Annotated in this window: 18 protein-coding genes; 6 read left to right on the top strand and 12 right to left on the bottom strand. The window is 65.8% G+C overall.

Annotated features, from left to right (window positions below; genetic code table 11):
* Positions 1-38: 38 nt before the first annotated feature.
* Positions 39-824: a L,D-transpeptidase gene (locus ACYCVF_RS02035; protein ID WP_459596882.1), complete on the top strand. Its 786-nt coding sequence runs from the start codon at positions 39-41 to the stop codon at positions 822-824.
* A gap of 38 nt (positions 825-862) precedes the next feature.
* The gene (locus tag ACYCVF_RS02030; RefSeq protein ID WP_459596881.1) at positions 863-1,858 is read left to right on the top strand and encodes a glycerophosphodiester phosphodiesterase; all 996 of its coding nucleotides are present in this window, start codon (positions 863-865) and stop codon (positions 1,856-1,858) included.
* Positions 1,859-1,878: 20 nt separating this feature from the next.
* Here the strand turns inward: ACYCVF_RS02030 and ACYCVF_RS02025 are convergent, their stop codons facing one another.
* On the bottom strand, positions 1,879-4,155 hold the full coding sequence (locus ACYCVF_RS02025; RefSeq protein WP_459597958.1) for a fused MFS/spermidine synthase: 2,277 nt from the start codon (positions 4,153-4,155) through the stop codon (positions 1,879-1,881).
* Between the two features lie 206 nt (positions 4,156-4,361).
* Here ACYCVF_RS02025 and ACYCVF_RS02020 point away from each other — a divergent pair, with 206 nt between their 5' ends.
* A complete protein-coding gene (locus ACYCVF_RS02020; protein ID WP_459596880.1) occupies positions 4,362-5,972 on the top strand; it encodes a phytoene desaturase family protein in 1,611 nt (536 codons plus the stop codon).
* A gap of 261 nt (positions 5,973-6,233) precedes the next feature.
* Here ACYCVF_RS02020 and ACYCVF_RS02015 read toward each other — a convergent pair whose 3' ends face one another.
* Complete coding sequence (locus ACYCVF_RS02015) at positions 6,234-6,389, bottom strand: Flp family type IVb pilin (protein WP_156456629.1); 156 nt, start codon at positions 6,387-6,389, stop codon at positions 6,234-6,236.
* Between the two features lie 162 nt (positions 6,390-6,551).
* Between ACYCVF_RS02015 and ACYCVF_RS02010 the strand changes: the two genes are divergently transcribed.
* On the top strand, positions 6,552-7,439 hold the full coding sequence (locus ACYCVF_RS02010) for a 50S ribosomal protein L11 methyltransferase (protein ID WP_459596879.1): 888 nt from the start codon (positions 6,552-6,554) through the stop codon (positions 7,437-7,439).
* 134 nt (positions 7,440-7,573) lie between these two features.
* Here the strand turns inward: ACYCVF_RS02010 and ACYCVF_RS02005 are convergent, their stop codons facing one another.
* Positions 7,574-7,753: a hypothetical protein gene (locus ACYCVF_RS02005; protein ID WP_459596878.1), complete on the bottom strand. Its 180-nt coding sequence runs from the start codon at positions 7,751-7,753 to the stop codon at positions 7,574-7,576.
* 187 nt (positions 7,754-7,940) lie between these two features.
* Here ACYCVF_RS02005 and ACYCVF_RS02000 point away from each other — a divergent pair, with 187 nt between their 5' ends.
* Positions 7,941-9,770: an aminopeptidase P family protein gene (locus tag ACYCVF_RS02000; protein ID WP_459596877.1), complete on the top strand. Its 1,830-nt coding sequence runs from the start codon at positions 7,941-7,943 to the stop codon at positions 9,768-9,770.
* Between the two features lie 193 nt (positions 9,771-9,963).
* Entirely contained in the window at positions 9,964-11,238 is a 1,275-nt protein-coding gene (locus ACYCVF_RS01995; RefSeq protein ID WP_459596876.1) for a multidrug effflux MFS transporter, read from the top strand.
* Positions 11,239-11,297: 59 nt separating this feature from the next.
* Here ACYCVF_RS01995 and ligA read toward each other — a convergent pair whose 3' ends face one another.
* The 9 genes from ligA to murB form a co-directional block, all read right to left on the bottom strand.
* The gene (ligA, locus tag ACYCVF_RS01990; protein ID WP_459597955.1) at positions 11,298-13,451 is read right to left on the bottom strand and encodes an NAD-dependent DNA ligase LigA; all 2,154 of its coding nucleotides are present in this window, start codon (positions 13,449-13,451) and stop codon (positions 11,298-11,300) included.
* A 110-nt stretch (positions 13,452-13,561) separates the two neighbouring features.
* Entirely contained in the window at positions 13,562-15,250 is a 1,689-nt protein-coding gene (recN, locus tag ACYCVF_RS01985) for a DNA repair protein RecN (RefSeq protein WP_459596875.1), read from the bottom strand.
* A 13-nt stretch (positions 15,251-15,263) separates the two neighbouring features.
* Entirely contained in the window at positions 15,264-16,154 is an 891-nt protein-coding gene (locus ACYCVF_RS01980; protein ID WP_459596874.1) for an outer membrane protein assembly factor BamD, read from the bottom strand.
* A 245-nt stretch (positions 16,155-16,399) separates the two neighbouring features.
* On the bottom strand, positions 16,400-17,362 hold the full coding sequence (gene lpxC, locus ACYCVF_RS01975) for a UDP-3-O-acyl-N-acetylglucosamine deacetylase (protein WP_459606488.1): 963 nt from the start codon (positions 17,360-17,362) through the stop codon (positions 16,400-16,402).
* Positions 17,363-17,725: 363 nt separating this feature from the next.
* A complete protein-coding gene (gene ftsZ / locus ACYCVF_RS01970) occupies positions 17,726-19,519 on the bottom strand; it encodes a cell division protein FtsZ (protein ID WP_459596872.1) in 1,794 nt (597 codons plus the stop codon).
* A gap of 90 nt (positions 19,520-19,609) precedes the next feature.
* On the bottom strand, positions 19,610-20,932 hold the full coding sequence (ftsA, locus tag ACYCVF_RS01965; RefSeq protein WP_459596871.1) for a cell division protein FtsA: 1,323 nt from the start codon (positions 20,930-20,932) through the stop codon (positions 19,610-19,612).
* Positions 20,929-21,966: a cell division protein FtsQ/DivIB gene (locus ACYCVF_RS01960; protein ID WP_459596870.1), complete on the bottom strand. Its 1,038-nt coding sequence runs from the start codon at positions 21,964-21,966 to the stop codon at positions 20,929-20,931. Before ACYCVF_RS01960 ends, ftsA begins: the two co-directional genes overlap by 4 nt.
* 350 nt (positions 21,967-22,316) lie before the next feature.
* Complete coding sequence (locus ACYCVF_RS01955; RefSeq protein ID WP_459596869.1) at positions 22,317-23,303, bottom strand: D-alanine--D-alanine ligase family protein; 987 nt, start codon at positions 23,301-23,303, stop codon at positions 22,317-22,319.
* Between the two features lie 100 nt (positions 23,304-23,403).
* The gene (murB, locus tag ACYCVF_RS01950; RefSeq protein ID WP_459596868.1) at positions 23,404-24,324 is read right to left on the bottom strand and encodes a UDP-N-acetylmuramate dehydrogenase; all 921 of its coding nucleotides are present in this window, start codon (positions 24,322-24,324) and stop codon (positions 23,404-23,406) included.
* Between the last annotated feature and the right edge of the window lie 35 nt (positions 24,325-24,359).

Here is a 24,359-nt window from a genome sequence, read left to right as displayed (position 1 = left end):
GTGAACAGGCCGGAGGCCAAGATTCAATGCGTTTCCAGATGCGTTCGTTTTTCGTTGCTTTCACCTCATTGCTGCTGTTGAGCGCGGGCGCCGCGCAGGCCAAGGTCGAGATCACCGTCGACAAGGACAATCAGCAGATGACCGTCGCCGTCGACGGCGCCGCGCGCTATCGATGGCCAGTGTCGACCGGCGTCCCCTCGCGCGAGACGCCGAACGGCGCCTTCCGCGCCTTCCGCATGGAAGAGGATCATTACTCCAAGGAATTCGACGACGCGCCGATGCCGCACGCGATCTTCTTCACCAAGGTCGGGCACGCCATCCATGGCACGGATTCGGTCGGCCGGCTCGGCTCGCCCGCCTCCCATGGCTGCGTGCGGCTGTCGCGCCAGAATGCCTCGACGCTCTATGCGCTGGTGCAGCAGCAGGGCGTGCTCAACACCACGGTGACGCTGACGGGCTCGGCGCAGGTTGCGCTGGCGCGCAATCCGCGCGGCCGCAACGCCAATGCGGTGGCCCGCGCTCCGCAGCCGGCTGAAGAACAGTACAGCGCCGCTGGCGATCCCGTGAACCTGGCGCCGCCGGCGCAGCCTGCCCGCCGCTACATGCCGCAGGACGACAATTACATCTATCCGGCCGACGGCAGCGACACCGGCGCGCGCTATCCGGCGCCGCGCTCGGCCACCCGCCCGCTCTATGACGCGCAGGTCTATCAGCAGCAGCAGCCGCGGTCCTATTACGACCAGGGCTACGGCCAGCAGGGCTACTCCTATCAGCCGCAGCCCCGGCAGTATTATCAGCCGCGCGGCTATTACTATCAGAACTGACGCGGCCCCCCTCAACCGCCCTCGCCGGCCGAGGCACCATGAATCCACGTGCCACGACCATTCTGATTGTGCTCTGCGTTCTGATGGCGGGACGGGCCATGGGATCGGATTTGGCCTTCGATCTCGAGGCGCATCGCGGCGGGCGGGCGCTGTTGCCGGAAAACACCCTGCCCGCCTTCGCCAATGCGCTGTCGATGGGCGTGGACACGCTGGAGCTCGACGTCGGGGTCACCGCCGACGGTGAAATCGTCATCTCGCATGAGCGCGGGCTCAATCCCGATCTCGCCCGCGGCCCCGATGGCGCCTACATCACGCCGCCCGGCACGCCTTTCGTGAAACTGCGGCTCGACGAGGTCAGGACCTATGACGTCGGCCAGATCCGGCCGGACAGTGCCTACGCGAAACAATTCCCCGACCAGCGGGCCGTGCCGGGGACACGCATTCCCACCTTGCGCGAGCTGCTCGCGCTGGTGCGCAAGTCCGGCAACACGCACGTCCGCCTCAACATCGAGACGAAGATCAACCCGAACCATCCGGATGAAACGCTTGATCCGCAGGCCTTCGTCGCGAAACTGCTCGGCCTGATCGAAACCGAGGGATTCTCCGACCGCGTCATGGTCCAGTCGTTCGACTGGCGGACCCTGCATCTCGTCCAGCGACAGGCGCCGAACATCCCGACCATGTACCTGACGCTCCAGCGCGGCTCGAGCCAGACGGTGGCACGCGACACGGCGACGAACTGGACGGCGGGTTTCAGCCCGGCCGATCACGGCGGCTCGCTGCCACGGACGATCAAGGCTGCGGGCGGCGCGATCTGGTCGCCTCATTTCGGCGACGTGACCGCGGCGCTCGTCTCGGAGGCCCATGGACTTGGATTGCGCGTCGTGGTGTGGACGGTCAACAGGCCCGAGGACATGGCGCGCATGATCGAGCTCGGCGTCGATGGGATCATCTCGGACAGGCCAGACCTGCTGCGGCAGATCGCCGGCGAGAAGGGGATCGCGCTGCCGGCAGGGACGCCGGTGGCGCCATAGATTCCTCCCTTGCGACAGCCCTATTCCCCGTCCCGGAACCGCCGATACAGCGCGCCCAGGATGTTCGAATAGTCGTCGGTCCAGACCCGCACCCTGTCGTCGGCTTCGGTCTGCTCCCATTGCTTGGTTGACGCGAGCCTGCCGACGTCGGCCTCCTCGCGCGCGGAGATGACGACGGCGGTCGAGAAGATGTAGTCAGAATCGCGCCCGGAATCCTCGTTGAAGACCCAGCTCTTGAGATCGTTGGCATCCGCGATGCCGACGACGACGGTCTCGAGATCGAGGTGCCGGTTGGAGACGTGCATCACGACAGCGCCGTGCGGCGCGAGCTTGTCCTTGTAGATCTTCATCGCCTCTTCGGTCGCGAGATGGATCGGGATCGCATCGGACGAATAGGCATCGACGATGACGAGATCATAGGCGCCATCGGGCTCCTTCGCGAAGGTGAGGCGCGCATCGCCGATGACGGGCTTCATCTCCGGCATGCAGCTCGAGATGTAGCGGAAATTCCTGGGGTCGCGCGCCGCGTCGACCATGGACTGGTCGATCTCGAAGAAGGTCCAGCTTTCGCCCGGCTCGGCGGCGCAGGCGAGCGTGCCGGATCCGACCCCGATCGCGGCGACCCTCAGCGGCGCTCCCTTGCGCTCGCGGATCGCGCTGATGGCCTGACCGATGCCGCCGTCCTTGTGATAGTAGGTGATCGGCTCGGGCCGTCCACTGACCGGCGTGCCGTCATCGTTGCGGAAGCGCTCGGCGCCATGAATTGTGGTGCCGTGCATCAGAACATGGAAATAGCCGCCCGGCGTCACAACGATCTTGTGAACGCCGAAGAAGCTGCGCACCGTCGTGACGCGCCCCTCGTCTGCCGGATAAACACGGATCAAAGCCAGGGCAAGCGCGACGGTGGCAAAGATCTTCCAGCGGCCGGCATTGAGGATCAGCGCGAGCAGCGCGGCGAGCACGCCGACGGTGCCGGCGACCCAGACGCGGTGATCCTCGAACCAGGTCGAGAGGTCGCCCGTGGCATACGACGGCGCGACGAGCGCCACCGCAAGCGCGGCGAGCGCCAACCAGTACCATTTGACGACGCCCGCCAGACGCTCGTTCGCGGACGGACGGCACAGCGCGGCGAGCGCGATCAGGATCGGATATTCGGCGATCCAGGTGAAGGTGAAGGGCGCAACCAGCCCTGCGAACAGGCCGCCGACCATGCCGCCGAATGACAGCGCGACATAGAACCCGGTGAGATATTTGGCCGCCGGCCGCGTCCGCGCCAATTCGCCGTGGCAGGCCATGGCGATGACGAAGAAACACAATTGATGCCCGCCGAGCGTGAGCAGCAGGTTCTGCTCACCGCCGAACGCCAGCAGCACGACGACGCCCGCGATCGCGACCGGCTGGAGCATCAGCATCCATTTGTGCGGCAGCAGCGGCCGCGACTGAAACACGACGACCCAGGTGAGCAGGTACAGCGACAGCGGAAGCACCCACAGCAGCGGCGCCGCCGCGACATCGGTCGAGATGTGCGCGGTGACGGCGATGAGCAGGCCCGAGGGCACCGCGGCGAGGAAGATCCAGCGCAGCCAAGTCATGAGCCCCGGCGCCGGCGCGTTCACTTCCTCGGTTCGCGCGTCCACGACCGCCAACTTCGGCGAACGCAACAGCAGCACCCCGCAGGCGCCTATGAGAAGGATCAAGAGGCCATAGCCTGCCGTCCAGAACCGGTTCTGCATGTGCAGCGTGAACATCGGCTCGAGCAGGAACGGATAGGACAGCAGCGCGAGGAAGCTGCCGATGTTGGAGGAGGCATAGAGGAAATACGGATCGTGGGCGGCTGGATGGCCGGTGCGGACGAACCAGGCCTGCAGCAGCGGATTGTTGGCGGCGAGCGCGAAGAACGGCAGCCCGATGGAGACCGCGAACAGGCCGAGCAGCCAGAACGCATAGCCCGAAGCGGGCGGCTCGCCATAGGCGGCGGCGATCCCGAGCGGCAGCGTGGCGAAGGCGGCGATCAGCAGCACCAGATGCACCGCCACCGGAACGGTGCGGCTCCTCACCTGCATCAACAGATGCGCATAGGCGTAGCCCGCGAGCAGCAGCGACTGGAAGAACACCATGGCCACCGACCACACCGCCGGCGAGCCGCCGAGCCGCGGCAACACCATCTTCGTGAAGAGCGGCTGCACCGAGAACAGCAGCAGCGCGCTGACGAAGATCGCGGCGGTGTAGACCGTCAGCAGCAGCCGGTTGCGCGACGACGACTGCTGCGTGGCGGCGGGTTGCACGATCGAATCCATGAATGCTCCGGCAAAACTCCGGCGGGGCCGGACGCGCGCAATGGAGCACAAGGCGCCTGATCGGGCAATAAAGGGGCGCGTGATGTTGCAGCGGGAATTGCTTGATATAGAGATGTCATTCCGGGGCGCCTCGAAGAGGCGAACCCGGAACCTCGAGATTCCGGTTTCGATGCTGCGCATCGCCCCGGAACGACACCAAGGAAGTCATGAGCGAAACCGACGTCATCATCATCGGCGCTGGCCACAACGGCCTCACCTGCGCGGCCTATCTCGCGATGGCAGGCCTGCGGGTGCGCGTGGTCGAGCGGCGCAAGGTGATCGGCGGCGCCGCCGTCACGGAGGAGTTTCATCCCGGATTCCGCAATTCGGTCGCAGCCTACACCGTGAGCCTGCTCAATCCGCAGGTGATCCGCGACCTCGATCTCGCCGCGCAGGGCCTGCGCGTCGTCGAGCGGCGCGCGCAGAATTTTCTGCCCGCGCCCGACGGCAGCCATCTCCTCACCGGAGAGGGGCGGACGAAAGCGTCGGTCGCGCAGCTCAGCGAGCATGATGCGGAGGCGCTCGACGGCTTCGCGCGCGAGTTGGAAGACATTGCCGACGTGCTCAGGAAGTTCGTGCTGCGCGCGCCACCGAACCTGCTCGACGGATTTGGCACGAACGCGATCCGCGAAGCCGTGAACGCGCTCCAGAGCGCCAACATCCTACGCGGCCTCACGTTGGAACAGAGCCGCAGCCTGCTCGATCTCTTCACCCGTTCGGCCGGCGAAATGCTGGACGAGCGTTTCGAGCACGATCTGGTCAAGGCGCTGTTCGGCTTCGACGCCATCGTCGGCAACTATGCCAGCCCCTACGCCGCCGGCTCGGCCTATGTGATGCTGCATCACGCCTTCGGCGAGGTGAACGGCAAGAAGGGTGTCTGGGGCCATGCCATCGGCGGCATGGGTGCGATCACGCAGGCGATGGCGCGCGCGGCGCGCGACCGCGGCGTTGTCATCGAAACGGATGCCGGCGTCCGTGAGATCATCGTCGAGCGCGACCGCGCCGTCGGAGTCGTGCTGGAGAACGGCTCGGCCATCCGCGCTAGATATGTCGCGGCCAATGTCAATCCAAAGCTGCTCTACACCCACCTGATCGCGGCCGACGCGATCCCTGCGGACTTCCTCGCCCGCATCCGGAACTGGAAGAACGGCTCCGGCACCTTCCGCATGAATGTGGCGCTGGACCGCCTGCCCTCGTTCACGGCGCTGCCGGGCGAGGGCGATCATCTCAGCTCCGGCATCATCCTGGCGCCGAGCCTCGACTACATGGACCGCGCCTGGCTGGATGCACGGGGCCAGGGCTGGAGCCGTTCGCCCGTCGTCGAGATGCTGATCCCCTCGACCCTCGACGACACGCTGGCCCCCGAAGGCAAGCATGTCGCGAGCCTGTTCTGCCAGCATGTCGCGCCCGAACTGCCGGACGGGAAATCCTGGGACGACCATCGCGAAGAGGTCGCAGATCTCATGATCGCGACGGTGGATAACTACGCGCCGGGCTTTGCGGCAAGCGTGCTCGGCCGCCAGGTCCTCTCGCCGCTCGATCTCGAACGGCAATTCGGCCTGCTCGGCGGAGACATCTTCCACGGCGCGCTGACGCTCAACCAGCTGTTCTCGGCGCGGCCGATGCTGGGCCATGCCGATTACCGCGGGCCGTTAAAGGGCCTCTACCATTGCGGCTCTGGCGCCCATCCCGGCGGCGGCGTCACCGGCGCTCCCGGCCACAACGCGGCGGAGGCGATCCTGCGGGATCACCGGTCGCTGTTCAGAAGCCGTGGATAGGTCTGTGGAAGGGCTGTGGGTAGAGCTGTGCACACGTGGTGGAAGCCCCGTCGCGGCTGGCGCCGGCCAAGCGGTGTACATGCGCTGGAAAAGCTGGGGATAGGTGGCGGGATAAGGTTGTGGGCAGCAGCGGGAAGCCGAGCGGAGATCCTGTGGAAGGCCAGCCCAGAACGACCTCGCCCGCCAGGGCAATCCCTGGCGGGCGGTGATCAGGAGCAGCCTCTGAAGAAAAATAACCCCGCTGGGAAATGCAGGCGGAAATTACTTCAAGGAGGTGCTAATCGAAGTGAACTTCTCGTTCATGGTGGTGCCCAGGCTATTCACCACGGTGATGATCGCCAGCGCGATACCCGCGGCAATCAGACCGTACTCGATCGCCGTTGCACCGGACTCATCCGACCAGAACTTCTGAATCATGCTTTTCAAGACCCGCCTCCGTTTCAATTCCAGGGTGTGCTGGATTTCCTCAACACTCAAAAGTGTAAGGGAGACTCGCTGCAGGCGCGTTAACCCGGGAACCGCAACTTGTGCGGAAATCGCCACCAAAAGTTCCAAAAATTAAACTCAACGGAACCCTGAATGCAGCCTTCTCCCACCCATCGCGCCAGCTTCTCGATCGGCAGCGAGGCCGATGCCAGACGCGTCGTTGACGTGCTCACCGAGGTGTTTTTCGACGGCGATGCCGCGGTCGCCGCCTTCGAACGGCCGGACGGACAATGGGACGTCACGCTCCATTTCGCCGCAGCGCCGGATCAGGCATGGCTGCGCGAACTCATTGCAATTTCAGCAGGAAATGAAATCTCTACGAGCCTCGCCTTCGACACCGTCGAGGCCAGGGACTGGGTCAAGGCCAGCCTGGAGGATCTCGTTCCGGTCCCGGCCGGGCGCTTCGTCGTGCACGGCAGTCACGACCGTGACCGTGTGGCGCCCAACAAGCTCGCCATCGAGATCGAGGCAGCGCTCGCCTTCGGCACCGGCCACCACGGCACGACGCGTGGCTGTTTACTGCTGCTTGACCATGTCCTGAAGAGTTCCCGGCCGAGGCACGTGCTCGATCTCGGCACCGGGACGGGCGTGCTGGCCATCGCCGCGGCAAAGGGGCTGCACCGCGCGGTGCTCGCCTCGGACATCGATCCACCCTCGGTGCGGGTGGCGGCCGAGAACGCCGCGCTGAACGAAGTCGGCAACCATGTGCGGGTGATCCGCGCGACCGGTTTTGCCGCGCCGGATTTTGCGCGCGCCGGTCCGTTCGACTTGGTGCTCGCGAACATCCTTGCCAATCCCTTGCGGCAATTGGCGAGCCCGATGGCGCGGCATCTGGCTCCTCGGGCCTACGTCATCCTCTCCGGCCTGCTGACGCCCCAGGCCCCGGCCGTGATCGCCGCCTACCGCGCACGCGGGCTGGTGCCGCTGCGACATCTGCGGATCGAGGAGTGGAGCAGTTTGTTGCTGCGGAAGGTCGGGTGAACTGTCGAGACGCATCCGCGACGGCGGTGGGAGCAGGACTCACGGAGAGTCGCCCTCACCCAGGTTGCATCTTCGATGCACTCCGACATCTCCCTGCAAGCGGGGCGAGGTGAAGACGCCGCAACTGCTTGAGGCTACTCGGCCGGCTTCTCGTCGCGGCGCATCGCGCGCTTGCCCTGCAGGGTGCGCCTCGCGCGGCGCTCGGCGAAACGATCGATCATTTGGCTGATGAGGCCGCGCGGCTTCTTCGGTGCCGCCGCAGTCGGGGCACGATGCACCGGCGGCGAAATCTTCTCAAACGTGAACGCTGGCATCGTGTGTCCCCTCGCCGTTGAGATGAACCACTTGCTCGAATTTCCCTGTTATCCGGACGAAGCGCAACGGCCGCATCCTTTACTCCACTCAATTCGAATGGAACTATTTCAAGCACAGTCCATGCCAGATGCGACGCAAATGCGTCGAGATTGCGGACTGGTCCCCATGATCCTAAAGTGATCCACCATGTTCGAAGCGCATTTCCAGACATTCGAGGAGCCCGAGGCCGGCGTCGCGTTGACAGCACGCCTCGCTGCGCTCCGTGAAGAACTCGCCCGCCGCAAGTTGACCGGCTTCGTGATTCCACGCGCCGATCAGCAGCAGAACGAGTATGTGCCGCCGTCGGAAGAGCGGCTCGCCTGGCTGACCGGCTTCACCGGATCGGCCGGATTGGCGGTGGTGCTGCCCCAGGAGGCTGCCATTTTCGTCGACGGCCGCTACACGCTTCAGGCTGCAAAGCAGGTCGACGCCAAGGCCTGGGCCGTGGAATCGCTCATCGATCCGCCGCCGGAGAGCTGGGTGGCGGCGCACCTGAAAGCCGGTGACCGCCTTGGATTTGATCCCTGGCTGCACACTTTTTCGGCAGCCGAGCGCCTGTCCGCAGCCTGCACCAAGGCCGGCGCCGAGCTGGTCGCCGTCGACGGCAATCCGGTCGACGCGATCTGGCAGGACCGGCCGCAGCCGCCGCTCGCCCCCGTCGCCGTGCATGGCCTCGAGCATGCCGGCGTCACGGAAGCCGACAAGCTGACGCAAATCAAAGGCGAGATCGTCAAGCTCGGCGTCGATGCGCTGGTCGTGTCGGACAGCCATGCCGTGGCCTGGACCTTCAACATCCGGGGCGCCGACGTCGCGCACACGCCGCTGCCGCTGTCCTACGCGCTGGTGCCGAAGGAGGGACGGCCGACCATCTTCATCGACCACCGCAAGCTCTCCAATCTCACGCGCGATCATCTCGAACAGTCCACCGACGTACGCGAGCCCGATGCGATGGCGCCCACTCTGATGGCGCTCGCCAAAAGCGGCGCGGCGATCGCGCTCGACAACGCCACCGCGGCCGACGCGCTCAGCCGGCTGATCGCGGCCGCCGGCGGCAAGCCGGTGCGCGGCAGCGATCCGGTTGCGCTGCTCAAGGCAGTCAAGAACGCAACCGAGATCAAGGGCACCAAGACGGCCCATGTGCGCGACGCCGTGGCGCTGGCGCGGTTTCTCGCGTGGATCGATCGCGAGGCGCCAAGCGGCAAGCTCACCGAGATCGACGCGGTCGAGGCGCTGGAGACCTTCCGCCGCGACACCGGCGCACTCAAGGACGTGTCGTTCCCGACCATCTCCGGCACCGGCCCGAACGGCGCCATCGTGCACTACCGCGTCACCCGCAAGAGCAACCGTCGGATCGCGCCCGGCGATCTCCTGCTGATCGATTCCGGCGCGCAATATGAAGACGGCACCACCGACGTCACGCGCACCATGGCGGTGGGCGAGCCCACGGACGAGATGCGCGACCGCTTCACCCGCGTGCTGCGCGGCCATATCGCGATCGCGCGTGCCGTCTTTCCGGACGGCACCACGGGCGCGCAGCTCGACACGCTGGCGCGGCAATATCTCTGGGCCGCCGGCCTCGATTTCGAACACGGCACCGGCCACGGCGTCGGCAGCTATCTCTCGGTCCACGAAGGGCCGGCGCGGATCTCGAAGCTCGGCACCACGCCGTTGAAGCGCGGCATGATCCTCTCCAACGAGCCCGGCTACTACAAGACCGACGGTTTCGGCATCAGAATCGAGAATCTCGAGCTGGTCGTCGCCACCGAGATCGAGGGCGCCGAGAAGCCGATGAACGCGTTCGATACGCTGACCTTGGCGCCGATCGACCGCCGGCTGATCGATGTCGCGATGCTGAGCCGCGACGAGCTCGACTGGCTCAACGCCTACCACGCACGCGTCCGGGCCGAGGTGCGGCCGGCGCTGGACGAGGCGACGAAGAGCTGGCTCGATCAGGCGACGGCGGAGCTGAAGGTATAGGTTCGGTGTCCCTGGCGCGCATGGCCCTACGCGATGTGCGCAACTCTCAATGGCACCACTTTGTGGGCCAGCAGCGCGCCCAATCACGCCAGAACCACACCGTCCCGGAATCCGAATAGCCGCATTCCGAAACGCCGATATCCGTCTTGCGCGGGCGCGCTACAGTCGATTCGAATTCGAGAGACGGACACGCATGCACGGCATGATCAGCAAGCCGCCGGGAGCGGCCACCGGCATCGCGACATCGCGAGTCGTGTTGCTGCTGCTGGTCGTCATGACCGGGATCGCGCCGATCTCGCTCTACATGCTGGTTCCGGCGCTGCCGGTGCTGGCGACGGATTTCGGCAGCGACATCTCGATCGCCCAGATGACTGTCTCGCTCTACATGGTCGGCATCGCGCTGTCGCAGCTGATCATGGGACCGCTGTCGGACCGGTTCGGACGGCGTCCGGTGCTGCTCGGAGGATTGGCGCTGATGGTCGCGGCCAGCATCGCCTGCATCTTCGCGCAGAACCTGCCGCAACTGATCGCCGCGCGCTTCTTCCAGGCGCTGGGCGGCGCCGCCGGCATGGTGGTCAGCCGCGCCATCATCCGCGACATCTACGAGCGCGATCGCGTCGCCTCGATGATCAGCCTCGTCATCGCCGCACTGATGATCGGGCAGATGGTGTCGCCGCTCACCGGCGGCCTGATCGAGACCGCGTTCGGCTGGCGCGCGATCTTCTACGCCATCACCATCGCCGCGATCGTCGTCGCCGTGGGTATCGCGGTGGCGCTGCCCGAGACGCGCCGCAGCCGCGCTGCGGGCAGCGGCTTCCGCGGCGACGTCGGCATGCTGATCCGCAACCGCGCCTTCGTCGGCTACGTCATGTGCCAGGTGCTGGCCTCGCAGATCATCTTCACTTTCGCTGGCGGCGGTCCCTACATCGTGGTGACGCAGATGGGGCGGACCAGTGCCGAATACGGGGCATGGTTCGCGACCACCGGCTTTGCCTATCTCGTCGGCAATCTGCTCTGCGTGCGCTTTGCGCCGCGGCACTCGCTGGAGAAGCTGATCTGGCTCGGGCTCGCCCTCCAGCTCTGCGGCAGCCTGTTGAACCTGCTATGGAGCTTGATCGGATGGAACGAGGCGTCCGCCTGGCTGTTCGGCACGCAGATGATCGTGATGGCCGGCAATGCCTTCGTGATGGCGAACTCTGCAGCCGGCGCCATCAGCATTCGCCCGGAGGCAGCCGGCACCGCCTCGGGCGCGATGGGCTTCCTCCAGCAGGGCATCGGCGCGTTGATGTCGCAATTCGGCGCCTATCTCGGCGGCCACTCCTCGACCACGCTACCGCTCACCTCCGCGGTCCTTGCGATCTCGCTGCTCTGCGCCTGCATGATGATCTTCGTCGTCCCTCGGCGCGAGGTGGTGGTGAGCGAGACACTGATCGAGAAGGCGGAGGAGGAAGAGACGGGGATGATGTAGGGGACTTCCCGGTGACGCCTTCTTCCTTCTCCCTTGTGGGAGAAGGGAAGAGCCGTTCCTCACTCCCCGATCAGCTTCAGCCACTCGTCCTCGGTCAGCACCGTGACGCCGTGCTTGTTGGCTTCCGCGAGTTTCGAGCCCGCGCCGGGGCCGGCGACGACGAGATCGGTCTTCTTCGACACCGAGCCCGACACCTTTGCCCCCAGACGCTCCGCCGTGGCCTTGGCTTCATCCCGCGTCATCTTCTCCAGCGAGCCCGTGAACACCACGGTCTTGCCCGCAACGGCCGAATTGCTCTTCGGCTTCTCGGCGTCGACGATCTCGACCTCCTTGGTCAGCCGCTCGACGATGCCGCGGTTGTGGCTCTCGCCGAAATAGTCGGCGATGCTCTTGATCACGGTGTCGCCGATCTGGTCGAGCGCGTCCATGTCCGCGATCGCCTCCTCATCGCCGTTGGCGACCTTGAGGCAGGCGTCGTGGAAGGCGTCCCACGAGCCGTAGCCGCGTGCCAGGGCCAGCGCCGTGGTCTCGCCGACATGGCGCATGCCGAGCGCATAAATGAAACGTTCCAGCGCGATTCTGCGCCGGCTCTCGATGGCGCCGAACAGATTGCGGACCGAAGTCGTGCCGTAACCCTCGATCTCTTCGAGCTTGAGCCTGGAGTTGCGCTTCTCCAGCGTGAAGATATCGGCGGGCTCCTTCACCCACCCCTCATCGAAGAAATACTGAAGCTGCTTCTCGCCGAGACCGTCGATGTCGAAGGCACGCCGCGACACGAACAGCTTGAGATGCTCGATCTTCTGATAGGGGCAGGCGAACTCGCCGGTGCAGCGGGCGCGCGAGCCCTCCTCGCCCGCCGCCGTCTCTTCGCGCACGACGTCGGTGTGGAGCGGGCACGGGCACTTCTTCGGGAAGTGGAATTCCCTGGCGGTCTTCGGCCGCTTGTCGAGGACGACGTCGACCACTTGCGGGATGACGTCGCCGGCGCGCTGGATCACGACGGTGTCGCCGATCCTGATGTCGCGGCCCTCGCGCAGCACCTCGCCCTTGTTGCCGATGCCCCTGATGTAGTCCTCGTTGTGCAGCGTGACGTTCTGCACGATGACGCCGCCGACGCCGACCGGTTCGAGCTTGCCGACCGGCGTGAACGAGCCGGTACGACCGACCTGGATCTCGATGTCGCGCAGCACCGTCATGGCGCGCTCGGCCGGGAATTTGTGCGCGATGCCCCAGCGCGGCGTGCGCGAGACGAAGCCGAGCCGCTCCTGCCAGTCGATGCGGTCGACCTTGTAGACGACGCCGTCGATGTCGTAGTCGAGCCGTGCGCGCTGCTCCTCGATCGCGTGATGAAAGGCGAGCAGCTCCTCGACGGAGTGACAGAGCTTCGTCAGTGGATTGGTCTTGAAGCCGCAGCGTTCGAACCAGGAGATCATGCCGCTCTGCGTGTCTTCCGGCATCGCACTCATCTCGCCCCAGGCGTAGGCGAAGAAGCCGAGCGGGCGCGAGGCGGTGATGGTCGGGTCCTTCTGCCGGAGCGAGCCCGCGGCCGAATTGCGCGGATTGGCGAAAATGGTGCCGTCTTCCGCCTTCTGCCGTTCGTTCAGCGCGAGGAAGGCCTTCTTGGTCATGTAGACCTCGCCGCGCACCTCGCAGACGTCGGGGACGTTGCGGCCCTTCAGCTTCTGCGGCACGTCTTCGAGAGTGCGGATGTTGGCGGTGACGTCTTCGCCGACCGCGCCGTCCCCGCGCGTCGCGGCGGTGACGAGCTCGCCGCCCTCGTAGCGCAGCGACATCGAGAGGCCGTCGATCTTCGGCTCGGCGGAGAAATCGACCTTGTCGTCGTCGAGTTTCAGGAATCGCACGATGCGGCCGACGAAGTCGCGCACGTCCTCTTCCGCAAAGGCGTTGTCGAGCGACAGCATCGGAACGGAATGCTGCACCTTCTTGAAGCGGCCCGACGGTGCGGCGCCGACCTTCTGCGACGGCGAGTCCGCGCTGACGAACTCCGGAAAGCGCTTCTCGATCGCGTTGAAGCGCTGGCGTAGCGCGTCATATTCGGCGTCGGTGACGGTGGGCGCGTCCTCCTGATAGTAGCGCTCGTTGTGCGCCTCGATCTCGAGCGCGAGCCGCATGTGCTCGACCTTGGCCTGCGCCTTGGTGAGATCGGCGACGTCGCGAAGCGGTGTTGCTTTGGATTTTGCTGCTCTGGCCATCATACTAAAGGTTCTAGCGCGTCGTTCCGGGATGGTCCGAAAGGACCAGATCCGAATCTCGAGATTCCAGGTTCGATGCTTCGCATCGTGCCGGAATGACGGTGTATAACTTAAGCCGTCGCCGCCTTCAGCAGCCGTTCCGCTGCCGCCCTCGCCTCCGCCGTGATTTCGGCGCCGGCGAGCATGCGCGCGATCTCCTCGCGGCGGTGGTCGGCGGCGAGCGCATTGACGCGGGTGGCGACGCGCTTGCCCTTGTCGAGGGCGTCCTTGGAGATCAGGAGGTGCTGGTCGGCGCGGGCGGCGACCTGGGGGGCGTGGGTCACGGCCATGACCTGGACCTTGCCGGCAAGCCGCGCCAGCCGCCCGCCGATGGCGTCCGCGACCGCACCGCCGACGCCAGTGTCGATCTCGTCGAACACGAGCGTCGGCGCCGAGCCGCGGTCGGACAGCACGACCTTGAGCGCGAGGAGGAAGCGGGACAGCTCGCCGCCGGAGGCGACCTTCATCAGCGGACCGGGCTTGGTGCCAGGGTTGGTCTGGACCCAGAATTCGACGCGGTCGAAGCCTTGCGGGCCCGGTGCGGCCTCGTCGGTCTCGACCTGGGTCATGAATTTCGCGCGTTCGAGCTTGAGCGGCGCGAGCTCGGCGTTGACGGCCTTGTTGAGCTTCTCGGCCGATTTCTGCCGCGCCAGCGACAGCTTCTTGGCGGCGGCGGCATAGCGGCTATCGGCCTCGATTGCGGCCTGCTCCAGCTTCTTGAGCCGCGAGGCGCCGGCATCGATCAGCACGACGTCGGCGGCATATTTGGCGGCCAGCGCGGCGAGCCCGTCGACCGGCGTCGAATATTTACGCGAGGCGGCGCGAAGTGCGAATAGCCGTTCCTCGATACGCTCGAGCTCGGCGGGATCGAAATCGGTCGCGGCCAGCGCCGCCTGGAGATGCTGGTCGGCTTCCTCCAGCGCATTGATGGCGGCGTCGATCGCCCTCACCGCAGGCTCGACCAGCGCCGGCGAGTTGACGCCGCGGCGCTCCAGCCGGCGCACCGCCGCCGCCAGCGCGGCGACCGGCGAATGATTGCCGCCGACCGCCTCCTGCGCCTCGCGAAGGTCGGAGGCGATCTTCTCGCCCTGCATCATGGTGGTGCGGCGCGAGGCCAGCGCAGTCTCCTCGCCATCCTTGGGCGCGAGCTGCTTCAGCTCGTCGGAGGCGTGGCGAAGGTAATCAGCCTCGCGCGCGGCGCGCTCCATGGCGGCGCGATGCTCCTCCAGCGCGGTGGTGGCATTGCGGCGGGCGTCCCAGAGCGCCTCGACCGCCGCGACGTCCTTTTCGAGGCCGGCGAAGGCGTCGAGCAGGCGGCGGTGGGTGGCGGCGTCGACGAGCGCGCGCTCGTCGTGCTGACCGTGGATCTCGACCAGGGCTGCGCCGACCGCCTTCAGCGTCTGCACGCTGATCGATTGGTCGTTGATGAAGGCGCGGGTGCGGCCGTCAGCGAGCTGCACGCGGCGAAGAATCATCTCGCAAGATTCTTCAACACTCGTGTCGTCCAGACCGTTCTCGGCCAGGATCTTCGTCGCAGGGTGATTCTTCGGGACATCGAACACGGCCGTGACCTGCCCCTGCTCCGCGCCGTGACGCACGAGGCCGGCATCGCCCCGGCCGCCGAGCGCCAGCGCAAAGGCATCGAGCAGGATGGATTTGCCCGCACCGGTCTCGCCGGTCAAAACCGCGAGGCCGGACGCGAATTCGATATCGAGCCGTTCGATCAGGACGATGTCACGGATCGACAGACGCGCCAGCATGGAACCAAATTTCCTAGCCGAGACCCATCTTCTTGAAGGTCCGGCTGATCCAGGACCCCTGATTCTCGCTCGGTTCGAGACCGCCGGATTTTACAAGATTATAGGCGTCCTTGTACCAGCGGCTGTCAGGAAAATTGTGCCCGAGCACGGCCGCCGCGGTCTGCGCCTCGCCGACAATGCCGATCGCCATATAGGCCTCGGTGAGCCGGAACAGCGCCTCCTCGACGTGGCGCGTGGTTTGGTACTGCGTGACGACAGTCTTGTAGCGGTTGATCGCCGCCGTGTAGTCGCGCTTCTGGGCGTAGTAGCGGCCGACGTTCATTTCCTTGCCGGCAAGCTGGTCGCGCGCGCCCTCGATCTTGGCCTTGGCGGAGGTCGCGTATTCCGAGTTCGGATATTTGCGCACCACCTCTTCCAGCGCGGCGATCGCCTTCTCGGTCCGGGTCTGGTCGCGGCTGATATCCGGGATCTGGTCGTAATGCGAGGCGGCGATCAGATATTGCGCATAGGCCGCGTCCGGGCTGCCGGGATGCAGCGTGACGTAGCGGGTGGCCGCACCGATGCAGCCGTCATAGTCGCCGCCCTGATAGGACGCATAGGCCGACATCAGCAGCGACTTGCGGGCCCACTCGGAATAAGGATGCTGGCGGTCGACTTCTTCGAACTTCTTGTTCGCCGCCTTCATGTCCTTCTTCTCGTTCATGAGGTACAGGCCCTCATTGTAGATCTTGTCGGCAGGCTCCTCGGCGAAGGTGTCGTCCTTGGCAGTGAACTTGTCCCAGAGCGCGCCCGTCCCGCAACCGGCGAGCGGCAACGCGAGCATGACGAAGGTGACGGCGTGAAGCAGCCCACGGACTCGCGACGAGACCGAGAAATATCCGCGCGTCATACGCTGTGCCGACATGAGTTTAAGCCCTGACGCCCTGTGATGCGGTGTCCGCCAGCCCACGAACCCCGTCATGGGCGCGAAATGTAACCGTGGTGCCTGCCATGCGACCACGCCGATGTATCCGAAAAACGATCGTTAACCAACCGGATAGGGAGGCATTTCGCCGGGATTAAGGCGAACGCGCCGCAATCCTGGCGATCATGGTTACCAGGAGTTTCCCGCGGGGGAATCGTCAACCCAATGCCTAGACGACAGATCTTTCAGGACACATCCGGTCCGAACGCCGCAGCGATCCGGCCACCGACGATGCCGCGACCGACTTCGCCCACGGGACGCGTGGTGCGGCGGGCAGCCTCGCCCTCGACGATCCGCCAGGCGGTACGGTCGGCGAGCAGCGCGGTCAGCACAGCGTGGTTGAGCTTGTGGCCGCCACGCACGGAGCGGTAGGCGCCAAGCAGCGGCAGGCCGGCCAGCGACAGGTCGCCGATCACATCCAGCACCTTGTGGCGGGCGCATTCATCGGCGTAACGCAGGCCCTCGGTATTGAGCAGCCGCTCGTCGTCGAACACGACGGTGTTGTCGAAGGAGGCACCCAGGGCATAGCCCGCGCTCCAGAGCCGCGCGACGTCGCACATCAGACCGAAAGTCCGGGCCCGGCCGACTTCGCGGCGGAAGCCTTCAGGGCTGAGATCGAAGGCGTAGCTCTGCTGGCCGATGACGGGATTGGTGAAGTCGATCTCGACTTCGACGCGGAACCCGCCGGTGTGGGGCCTGATCTCGCCGAAGGAGTCGCCGATCTTGACTGAGATCGGCTTCAAAACCTGAATGTAGCGGCGCTGGGCCGGCTGGGTGACGATGCCGGCCTGGTCGATCGCCGCAATGAAGGGCGCGGCGCTGCCGTCCATGATCGGTACTTCGGGACCGTCGATCTCGATGGTGGCATTGTCGACGCCCATGCCCCGCAGTGCAGCAAGAACGTGCTCGGCGGTGGACACCAACGGACCATCGCGGTCGCCCAGGACGGTGGCGAAGTCGGTCGCGATCACCTGCTCGGCGGTCGCCTGGACTTCGCGGTCACTTCCCTCGAGTCCGGTCCGGACAAAAACAAAGCCCGCATCGACAGGCGCAGGCCCAATCGTGAGAGTAACGGGAAGTCCGGAATGAACGCCCACGCCTGCCACAGAGGCTTGCGCACGAAGCGTTGTTTGCCGGCTAAACTTCATCAGAATCCGCCCCACTACGACCGACTGCGACTTATACGAGACCCACTTGGCCGGGCAGTGCCGGCGGTTGCGAATCTCCGTATCCCCAAGTCACGGCAAACCATAGTCACTGCCTCAAACAGCGCCAACTCACGCTTTTTTACCGATTGTTACCCCAAACCTGCCGTATTCGCGCCAAGGCTTAACCAAATTACGCCGACGTCTGGGGCCGCTAGCGGCAATCTTACTGAACCACTGAATGCGTAATTAATGGTTTAAAATCAGTTGTTTGGCTGCGCAATCCGGTGATGCACGGGACAAAAGGAAAGGTCCCGGCAGGCTTGCTGTCGGGACCTTTTTTCGTCTGCCTTATTGTAACAAATCTCAGGTCGCCTGCCGCCGCAGGAAAGCTGGGATATCAAGATGATCATCGCCCTGTGGCGCCGGCGCAACAGGCGCCGGGCGGCCGTGCATGTCGAGACCCTGCGGCGCGGGACGGCGGGCATATTCGGATATCGGCTCGCTGGATGCGATCTGCTGGGCCACGGTCTTCTGCGGCCGGCGCTCAGGGAGCGGCGGCATCGCGGGACCGGCGCTGCGGGCCGCCACCGGCGGCTCGCTTTCCTCGTCGCGGCGGCCGAGGCCGACATTGGCCAGGCGCTGAAGCAGCGACAGGCGGGTCTTCTGCGGGGTTTCTTCTTCAACCTCGCCGCGCGCCTGACGAATCTCGGCCTGGGCCGGCATCGGCAGTTCCTCAATGCGCGGCATCCGCGGCGCACGCACCGGCGGGCGTTCGGCCTGCGGCGGAATGAAGTTTTCGGGCGTCATCGGCTCCTGCATCGCAACCGGGGTCATGTCAGGTTCCGGGAACAGGGTCGGTTTCTGCGCGATCGGTCGCACGGTGACGTCGCCATAGGTCTGCATCGGCGCGGGCGCCTGCGGGACGTCCGAGACGGCGGCAGCGATGGCGGCGAGCGCCGCGCGCTCCACGTTCGGACGGGGCGCGGGGGCAGCCGGAGCCGCCGCGCCAGCCGGGGTCTGCCCTTCAAGCTTCTGGGCGCGCTCGGCCAGGCGCTGGTTGTCAGCACGGAGCCGGGCGGTCAGGTCGGCAAGACGGCTCTCGGCAGCGACGGCGGGCGCGGCAGCCTGCTGCGCCTGCGGGGCCGGGTTCGCGACGGGAGCGGAGGTCGCCTGGCTGTTGCGCGCGATCGCGGCCTGCTCGATGCCGGTGGCAACGACCGAGACGCGGATCAGGCCGTCGAGCGCTTCGTCGAAGGTCGCGCCGACGATGATGTTGGCGTCCTGATCGACCTCCTCGCGGATGCGGGTCGCGGCCTCGTCGACCTCGAACAGCGTGAGGTCCTTGCCGCCGGTGATGGAGATGAGGAGGCCCTTGGCGCCCTTCATCGAGCTGTCGTCGATCAGGGGGTTGGCGATCGCGGCTTCGGCGGCGGTGAGCGCGCGCTTGTCGCCGGAGGCTTCGCCGGTGCCCATCATCGCCTTGCCCATCTCGCGCATGACGGCGCGGACGTCGGCGAAGTCGAGATTGATCAGGCCTTCCTTGACCATCAGGTCGGTGATGCAGGCGACGCCCGAATAGAGCACCTGGTCGGCCATCGCGAAGGCGTCGGCGAAGGTGGTCTTCTCGTTGGCGACCCGGAACAGGTTCTGGTTCGGGATGATCAGGAGCGTATCGACGACCTTGTGAAGCTCGTTGATGCCGGCTTCCGCGGTGCGCATCCGGCGACCGCCCTCGAAGTGAAACGGCTTGGTCACGACGCCGACGGTAAGGATGCCCATGTCGCGCGCGGTCTTGGCGATGACGGGAGCTGCACCGGTGCCGGTGCCGCCGCCCATGCCTGCGGTGACGAACACCATGTTCGCGCCCGAGAGATGGTCGCGCAGCTCGTCGATCACCTCTTCCGCCGCCGCCGCGCCGACGTTCGGCTGCGAGCCGGCGCCGAGGCCCTGCGTGACCGCCGTGCCCATCTGCACGATGCGCTGCGCCTTCGACATCGTCAGCGCCTGCGCGTCGGTGTTGGCGACCACGAAATCGACGCCCTGGAGGCCCGCCGTGATCATGTTGTTGACGGCGTTGCCGCCGGCGCCGCCGACGCCGAACACGGTGATCCGGGGCTTCAGTTCGTGAATATCAGGAACATTGATGCTGATGGTCATGGGTGCTGCCTCTCGATCACGCGCGCGTGGGTTCGCCCCGGCCGGCGGCCGCGGGTGTTGGTGAAAATCGACATTTGCGGAAAGCAGTCATCAGAAGCCCTCGCGTAGCCATCGTCCGACCTTTCCGAAATATCCGCCGGTCCCTGTCCTGACCTGCTGCCGCGTATGCCGCGGTTCGACATGTTCGAGGTGAACATATTGCGGGTAGACGAGAAGTCCGGCCGGCACCGCGAACGCGGCGTTCTTCGCCTCGTTGGGCAGCCGGCCGAAGCCGAGCGGACGTCCGACCCGCACGGGCCGGCCGAGAATCTGGGTGCCGAGCTCGACGAGGCCGGTCAGCTGCGAGGCGCCGCCCGAGAGCACGACGCGGCCGTTGGGCTCTGCGGCGAAGGGCGAATCCTTCAGCTTGTCCCGAACCATTTCGAAGACTTCCTCGGCACGGTGCTTGACGATGTTGGCGATGGTGGCGCGGGAGACGATCTGCGGCAGATCCTGCTCGTCACCGGCTGTCGGCACAGACATCAGCTCACGCGAGTCCGATCCGCCGGTGATGACGGTGCCGTATAACGTCTTGATTCGCTCGGCATCGGCAATGGTCGCCGAGAGTCCGCGCGCAAGATCCATCGTGATGTGTTGCCCGCCGACCGCAAACCCGGCGGCATGCACGAACCGGCCGCCTGAATAAACGGCGATCGTCGTGGTGCCCGCACCCATCTCGACGACGGCGGCGCCGAGATCGGCCTCGTCGTCGGTCAGCACCGACAGACCTGCGACATAGGGGCTGGCCGCCATGGCTTCGACATTGATGTGGCAGCGCTCCACCGCCAGCATCAGGTTCCGCGCCACGGTGGCGTCGCAGGTGACGACGTTCATGTCGATGCCGAACTGGTGGGCGACCATGCCGCGGGGGTCGCGGATGCCCTTGACGCCGTCGAGCGTGTAGCCGACCGGCAACGCGTGCAGCACGGTGCGGCCTTCGCCGGTGGCGTGGCGCATGCCGGTGGAGGTGACGCGGCTGACATCGGCCTGCGTCACGGCGCCACCACGGATGTCGGCGGCGGCTTCGACCAGCTGGCCGGAGAGCCGGCCGCCGGAAACGGACAGCAGCACTGACTCGACCCGCACCTTGGCCATCTTTTCGGCAAGCCCGACGGCCTGGCGCACGGCCTGCTCGCATTCGCCGAGATCGATCACCGCGCCGGCCTTCATGCCGCGCGCCTGGATCTGGCTGTAACCGATCAGCTCCACCGCATGGGTGCGGCCGCGCAGCGCCTCGCTCGGCGGCGATGGCTTCAGCCGCGCGATCATGCAGGCGATCTTGCTGGTGCCGATGTCGAGGCAGGCGACGAGACCGCCGCGCTTATGCGGCATCGGACGCGTCTTCGGGGTCTGGGTGCGATCGAGACCGGTCATGCAGAATCCCCGGCCTTCTTTTTCTTCTTGTCCTTGAACAGCTCCTCGCGCGCCTTGGCGGCGTCCTCGGACAGCTGCACCACCAGCCGATCTGGCAGGCGCATGTCGACGGCGACGATATCGCGGGAGAACAGCCTGTCCTCCTTCTCGAGCTTCGACAGCATCGCAAGCGCGTTGCCGACGTCCTGCTCGGGCAGACGGATGTCGAGACCGTCCTTCAGCCTCAGGTTCCAGCGCCGCTCGCCGACGAAGATCGCGGCCTTCGTTACCGAATTGACCTGCGGATAGCGCGCCAGCAGTGCCAGGAAATCGCGGGCTTGCGTGTCGGCGCCCTTGCCGACCACGAGCGGCAGCGACAGGAAGCGGCGCGAGACATAGGGTTCGAGCACGGCGCCGTCATCGGCGATGACGGAGAGCCGGCCGGCCTCCTGCCACAGCGCGAATGCCTTGCGCTCGGTGAGCTCGATCATGAGCTGGCCCGGATAGAGCTTCAGCACGGTCGCATCCGCGATCCAGGGATTGGCCTTGAGCTTGTCGCGCACCGCGTCGGCATCGAGGAACAGCAGCGAGGAGCGGCCGCTGACGCCGCCGATCGCGAGGATCTCGTCCTGGGTGAGCTGCTTGCGGCCGTTGATCACGACCGAGGTGATGCGGAAGCCGGCGGAATTGGCCAGCGCGTTGCGGGCGTCGCTGACCGCGGTGATGAAGTCCTGGAGATGGCCGCCCTTGACGATGCCGAAGCCGCAGCTCCCGATCAGCAGCAGCACGGTCATGCTGAGTCCGACCCGGTGCGGCAGATAGCGCTCGACCAGGGCAACCACGCGCGGCGGCGGCTCGCGCTCAACCACGGCCTTGGCCCGGGACTTGGACTTCGACTTGATCTTGATTTCGTCTTTGGCGGCGGCGCGCGCTGCTCTCTTGTCCTGCACCCACTCGCGCAGAAGCACGGCCGCTCCGATCGCGGCCGCCTTCAGGTCAGCTTGGGGCCTCAGCGATCTCAAAAGCGATCGGGTGAGGCTTCCTGCTCCATCCATTGCACGAGCTCGTCAACAGTTTGCCCGCGACATCGCGCGGATCCTGGCGAACATGACGTCTCGGACGTGCCGGGCCGGGTGCTGGTCTTCAGCAGAAGAAAACCTCTCCCCTTCAAAGCGTTCGCTGGAGGTGACATCACCCGCGACAGCTCACGCGCCGGCAGCCAAAGCGCCATATGCGCCGCCAGCGTTAACCTTCGGCCTTCCTGGTAAACAAAAGGTAAAATTCGTTAACGCGAGATGCTTTTTGCCCCGCGATTTCCGGCATTTGTGCCGCGATGTCCGGCATTTTACCGGCTTTGGCCGCCAAACCGGGCGATTTCGACCATCCGGCCGTTAACCAGTCCCGACTATTTCCGCACGCGCTGCCCGGCGAGCTCGACCAGGCCGCGCAGGAAGTCGACAAACGCGATGCCTTCGGCTTTCAGCGCCTTGGGGTAGAGCGAGGACTTGGTCAGCCCGGGGAGCGTGTTGGTCTCGAGATAGACAAGGCCCTTGGGCGAAACGATGAAGTCCGACCGGGAATAGCCGGTGCAGGACATTGCGCGGTGCGCCAGCATCGCCTGCTCCTTGAGCGCGGCGGTGATTTCGGGTGCGAAACGGCCCGGGCAGATCTCCTGGGTCGACTTCAAGAGATATTTCGCGGCGTAGTCGAAATTGCCCTCGCCCGGAATGATCTCGATCGGCGGCAGCGACATGATCGAGCCATCAGTGCGCTCCAGCACGCCGCAGGTCGCCTCGACGCCGGCGATGTAGGGCTCGATGACGTAGTCCTCGTGTTTTGCGGCATTGCGGACCGCGACGAGGTCCTGCTTGGCGTTCACGAAGATCAGGCCATAGCTCGAGCCGTCCCGGGCCGGCTTTGCGATCAGCTTTCCGTACTCGGCGAAGGCCTCGTCGATGTCATCGAGCGCAACGTTGGCGGGCGGCGTCACGCCGCCCAGCGCGGCGAACCTCTTGGCAGCGAGCTTGTCGAAGGCGAGATGCGAGGAAGCCGAGCCGGAGCCGGTGAAGGGCACGCCACGCGCCTCGCACATCACCTGCAATTCGCCGTTCTCGGCCCGTCCGCCATGCAGGCCGAGCACCAGCACGCGCCCTTCCGCCTTGGCCTGGTCGAGCGCCCGCTCCAGCGGAATGCCCGATGTGCCCGGCTTGAACTCGTCCTCGAATGGCCGGACATGTTCGAGCAGCTGCCTCGACTGCACGACATGCACCTTGTCCTCGACGTCCCACCACCACAGATCGGCCTCGGGCAATGCCTGATGCAGGGCCTGGGCCGAGGCGACCGAAACAAGACGTTCTCTGTTCGAGCCGCCGAACAGGATGGTGATGCGCATTCGCTGCCTCTGCTTCTTTTGTCATTCCGGGGCGCGCAAAGCGCGAACCCGGAATCTCGAGGTTCCGGGTTCGGTGCTTCGCACCGCTCCGGAACGACAACTATGCGGACACCCCGATCCGCTTGATTTCCCAGTGTAGCTCGATTCCGGAGTTTGCCTTGACCCGCTCGCGCACGGTCTCGCCAAGCATCTCGATATCGCGCGCGGTGGCATCGCCCGTATTGATCAGGAAATTACAGTGCATCTCCGAGACCTGTGCACCGCCGACGCGCAGACCGCGGCACCCGGCCGCGTCGATCAGCTTCCAGGCGGAATGGCCGGGGGGATTCTTGAAGGTCGAGCCGCCGGTCTTTTCCCGGATCGGCTGCGCAGTCTCGCGATGGGTCTGCACCTCCGCCATGCGCGCGCGGATTGCCTCCGCATCCCTAATCTCGCCGCGAAAGCGCGCGGAGGTGAAGATGATGGAGGGATCGACGCCGCTGTTGCGGTAGACGAACTTCATCTCGGCGTTGGAGAAGACATGCTTCGTGCCGTCGCGCCCCACACCCCTCGCCTCGAGCAGCACGTCCTTGGTCTCACCGCCATTGGCGCCCGCATTCATGCGCAGCGCGCCGCCGATCGTGCCGGGAATGCCGAAGTAGAATTCGAGCCCGCCGATATTGGCGCTTGCCGCAACCTCCGCAACGCGCTTGTCGAGCGCTGCCGCGCCGGCGGTGACGACATCGCCGCTCGCGCTGGCCTCGCCGAAGGCGCGCGGCGCAAGGCGGATCACGACGCCGTCAATGCCGCCATCGCGCACGATCAGGTTGGAGCCGACGCCGACGACGTAGACCGGAATGTCGCTGGCGAGATGCGCGAGGAAATAGGCGAGATCGTCCTCGTCCGCGGGCGTGAACAGCACCTGCGCCGGACCGCCGACACGAAACCAGGTAAGTTCGGCCAGCGACTGGTTGGCGAGCAACCGACCCCGAAGCTCGGGCATCGCGGCCTTGAGCGCCGGCGTGATGTCGGGGAAGCTCATGCCGCAATCCCAGGTGAGGAGAGCACGCTTTGACC

The sequence above is a fragment of the Bradyrhizobium cedriense genome (assembly GCF_054602315.1).
This window is presented reverse-complemented; position numbering and strand designations above follow the sequence as displayed.

Bases quoted from the DNA above. Each gene is read 5' to 3' on its own strand.
- ftsA (WP_459596871.1), bottom strand. From the start codon at position 20,932: ATGACCGGTCTCGATCGCACCCAGACCCCGAAGACGCGTCCGATGCCG.
- recN (WP_459596875.1), bottom strand. From the start codon at position 15,250: ATGCTGGCGCGTCTGTCGATCCGTGACATCGTCCTGATCGAACGGCTC.
- ligA (WP_459597955.1), bottom strand. From the start codon at position 13,451: ATGGCCAGAGCAGCAAAATCCAAAGCAACACCGCTTCGCGACGTCGCC.
- ftsZ (WP_459596872.1), bottom strand. From the start codon at position 19,519: ATGACCATCAGCATCAATGTTCCTGATATTCACGAACTGAAGCCCCGG.
- ACYCVF_RS02025 (WP_459597958.1), bottom strand. From the start codon at position 4,155: ATGGATTCGATCGTGCAACCCGCCGCCACGCAGCAGTCGTCGTCGCGC.
- ACYCVF_RS02005 (WP_459596878.1), bottom strand. From the start codon at position 7,753: ATGCCAGCGTTCACGTTTGAGAAGATTTCGCCGCCGGTGCATCGTGCC.
- ACYCVF_RS02000 (WP_459596877.1), top strand. From the start codon at position 7,941: ATGTTCGAAGCGCATTTCCAGACATTCGAGGAGCCCGAGGCCGGCGTC.
- ACYCVF_RS01980 (WP_459596874.1), bottom strand. From the start codon at position 16,154: ATGTCGGCACAGCGTATGACGCGCGGATATTTCTCGGTCTCGTCGCGA.
- ACYCVF_RS02020 (WP_459596880.1), top strand. From the start codon at position 4,362: ATGAGCGAAACCGACGTCATCATCATCGGCGCTGGCCACAACGGCCTC.
- ACYCVF_RS01960 (WP_459596870.1), bottom strand. From the start codon at position 21,966: ATGGATGGAGCAGGAAGCCTCACCCGATCGCTTTTGAGATCGCTGAGG.
- lpxC (WP_459606488.1), bottom strand. From the start codon at position 17,362: ATGAAGTTTAGCCGGCAAACAACGCTTCGTGCGCAAGCCTCTGTGGCA.
- ACYCVF_RS02035 (WP_459596882.1), top strand. From the start codon at position 39: ATGCGTTCGTTTTTCGTTGCTTTCACCTCATTGCTGCTGTTGAGCGCG.
- ACYCVF_RS01995 (WP_459596876.1), top strand. From the start codon at position 9,964: ATGCACGGCATGATCAGCAAGCCGCCGGGAGCGGCCACCGGCATCGCG.
- ACYCVF_RS02030 (WP_459596881.1), top strand. From the start codon at position 863: ATGAATCCACGTGCCACGACCATTCTGATTGTGCTCTGCGTTCTGATG.
- murB (WP_459596868.1), bottom strand. From the start codon at position 24,324: ATGAGCTTCCCCGACATCACGCCGGCGCTCAAGGCCGCGATGCCCGAG.
- ACYCVF_RS02015 (WP_156456629.1), bottom strand. From the start codon at position 6,389: ATGATTCAGAAGTTCTGGTCGGATGAGTCCGGTGCAACGGCGATCGAG.
- ACYCVF_RS02010 (WP_459596879.1), top strand. From the start codon at position 6,552: ATGCAGCCTTCTCCCACCCATCGCGCCAGCTTCTCGATCGGCAGCGAG.
- ACYCVF_RS01955 (WP_459596869.1), bottom strand. From the start codon at position 23,303: ATGCGCATCACCATCCTGTTCGGCGGCTCGAACAGAGAACGTCTTGTT.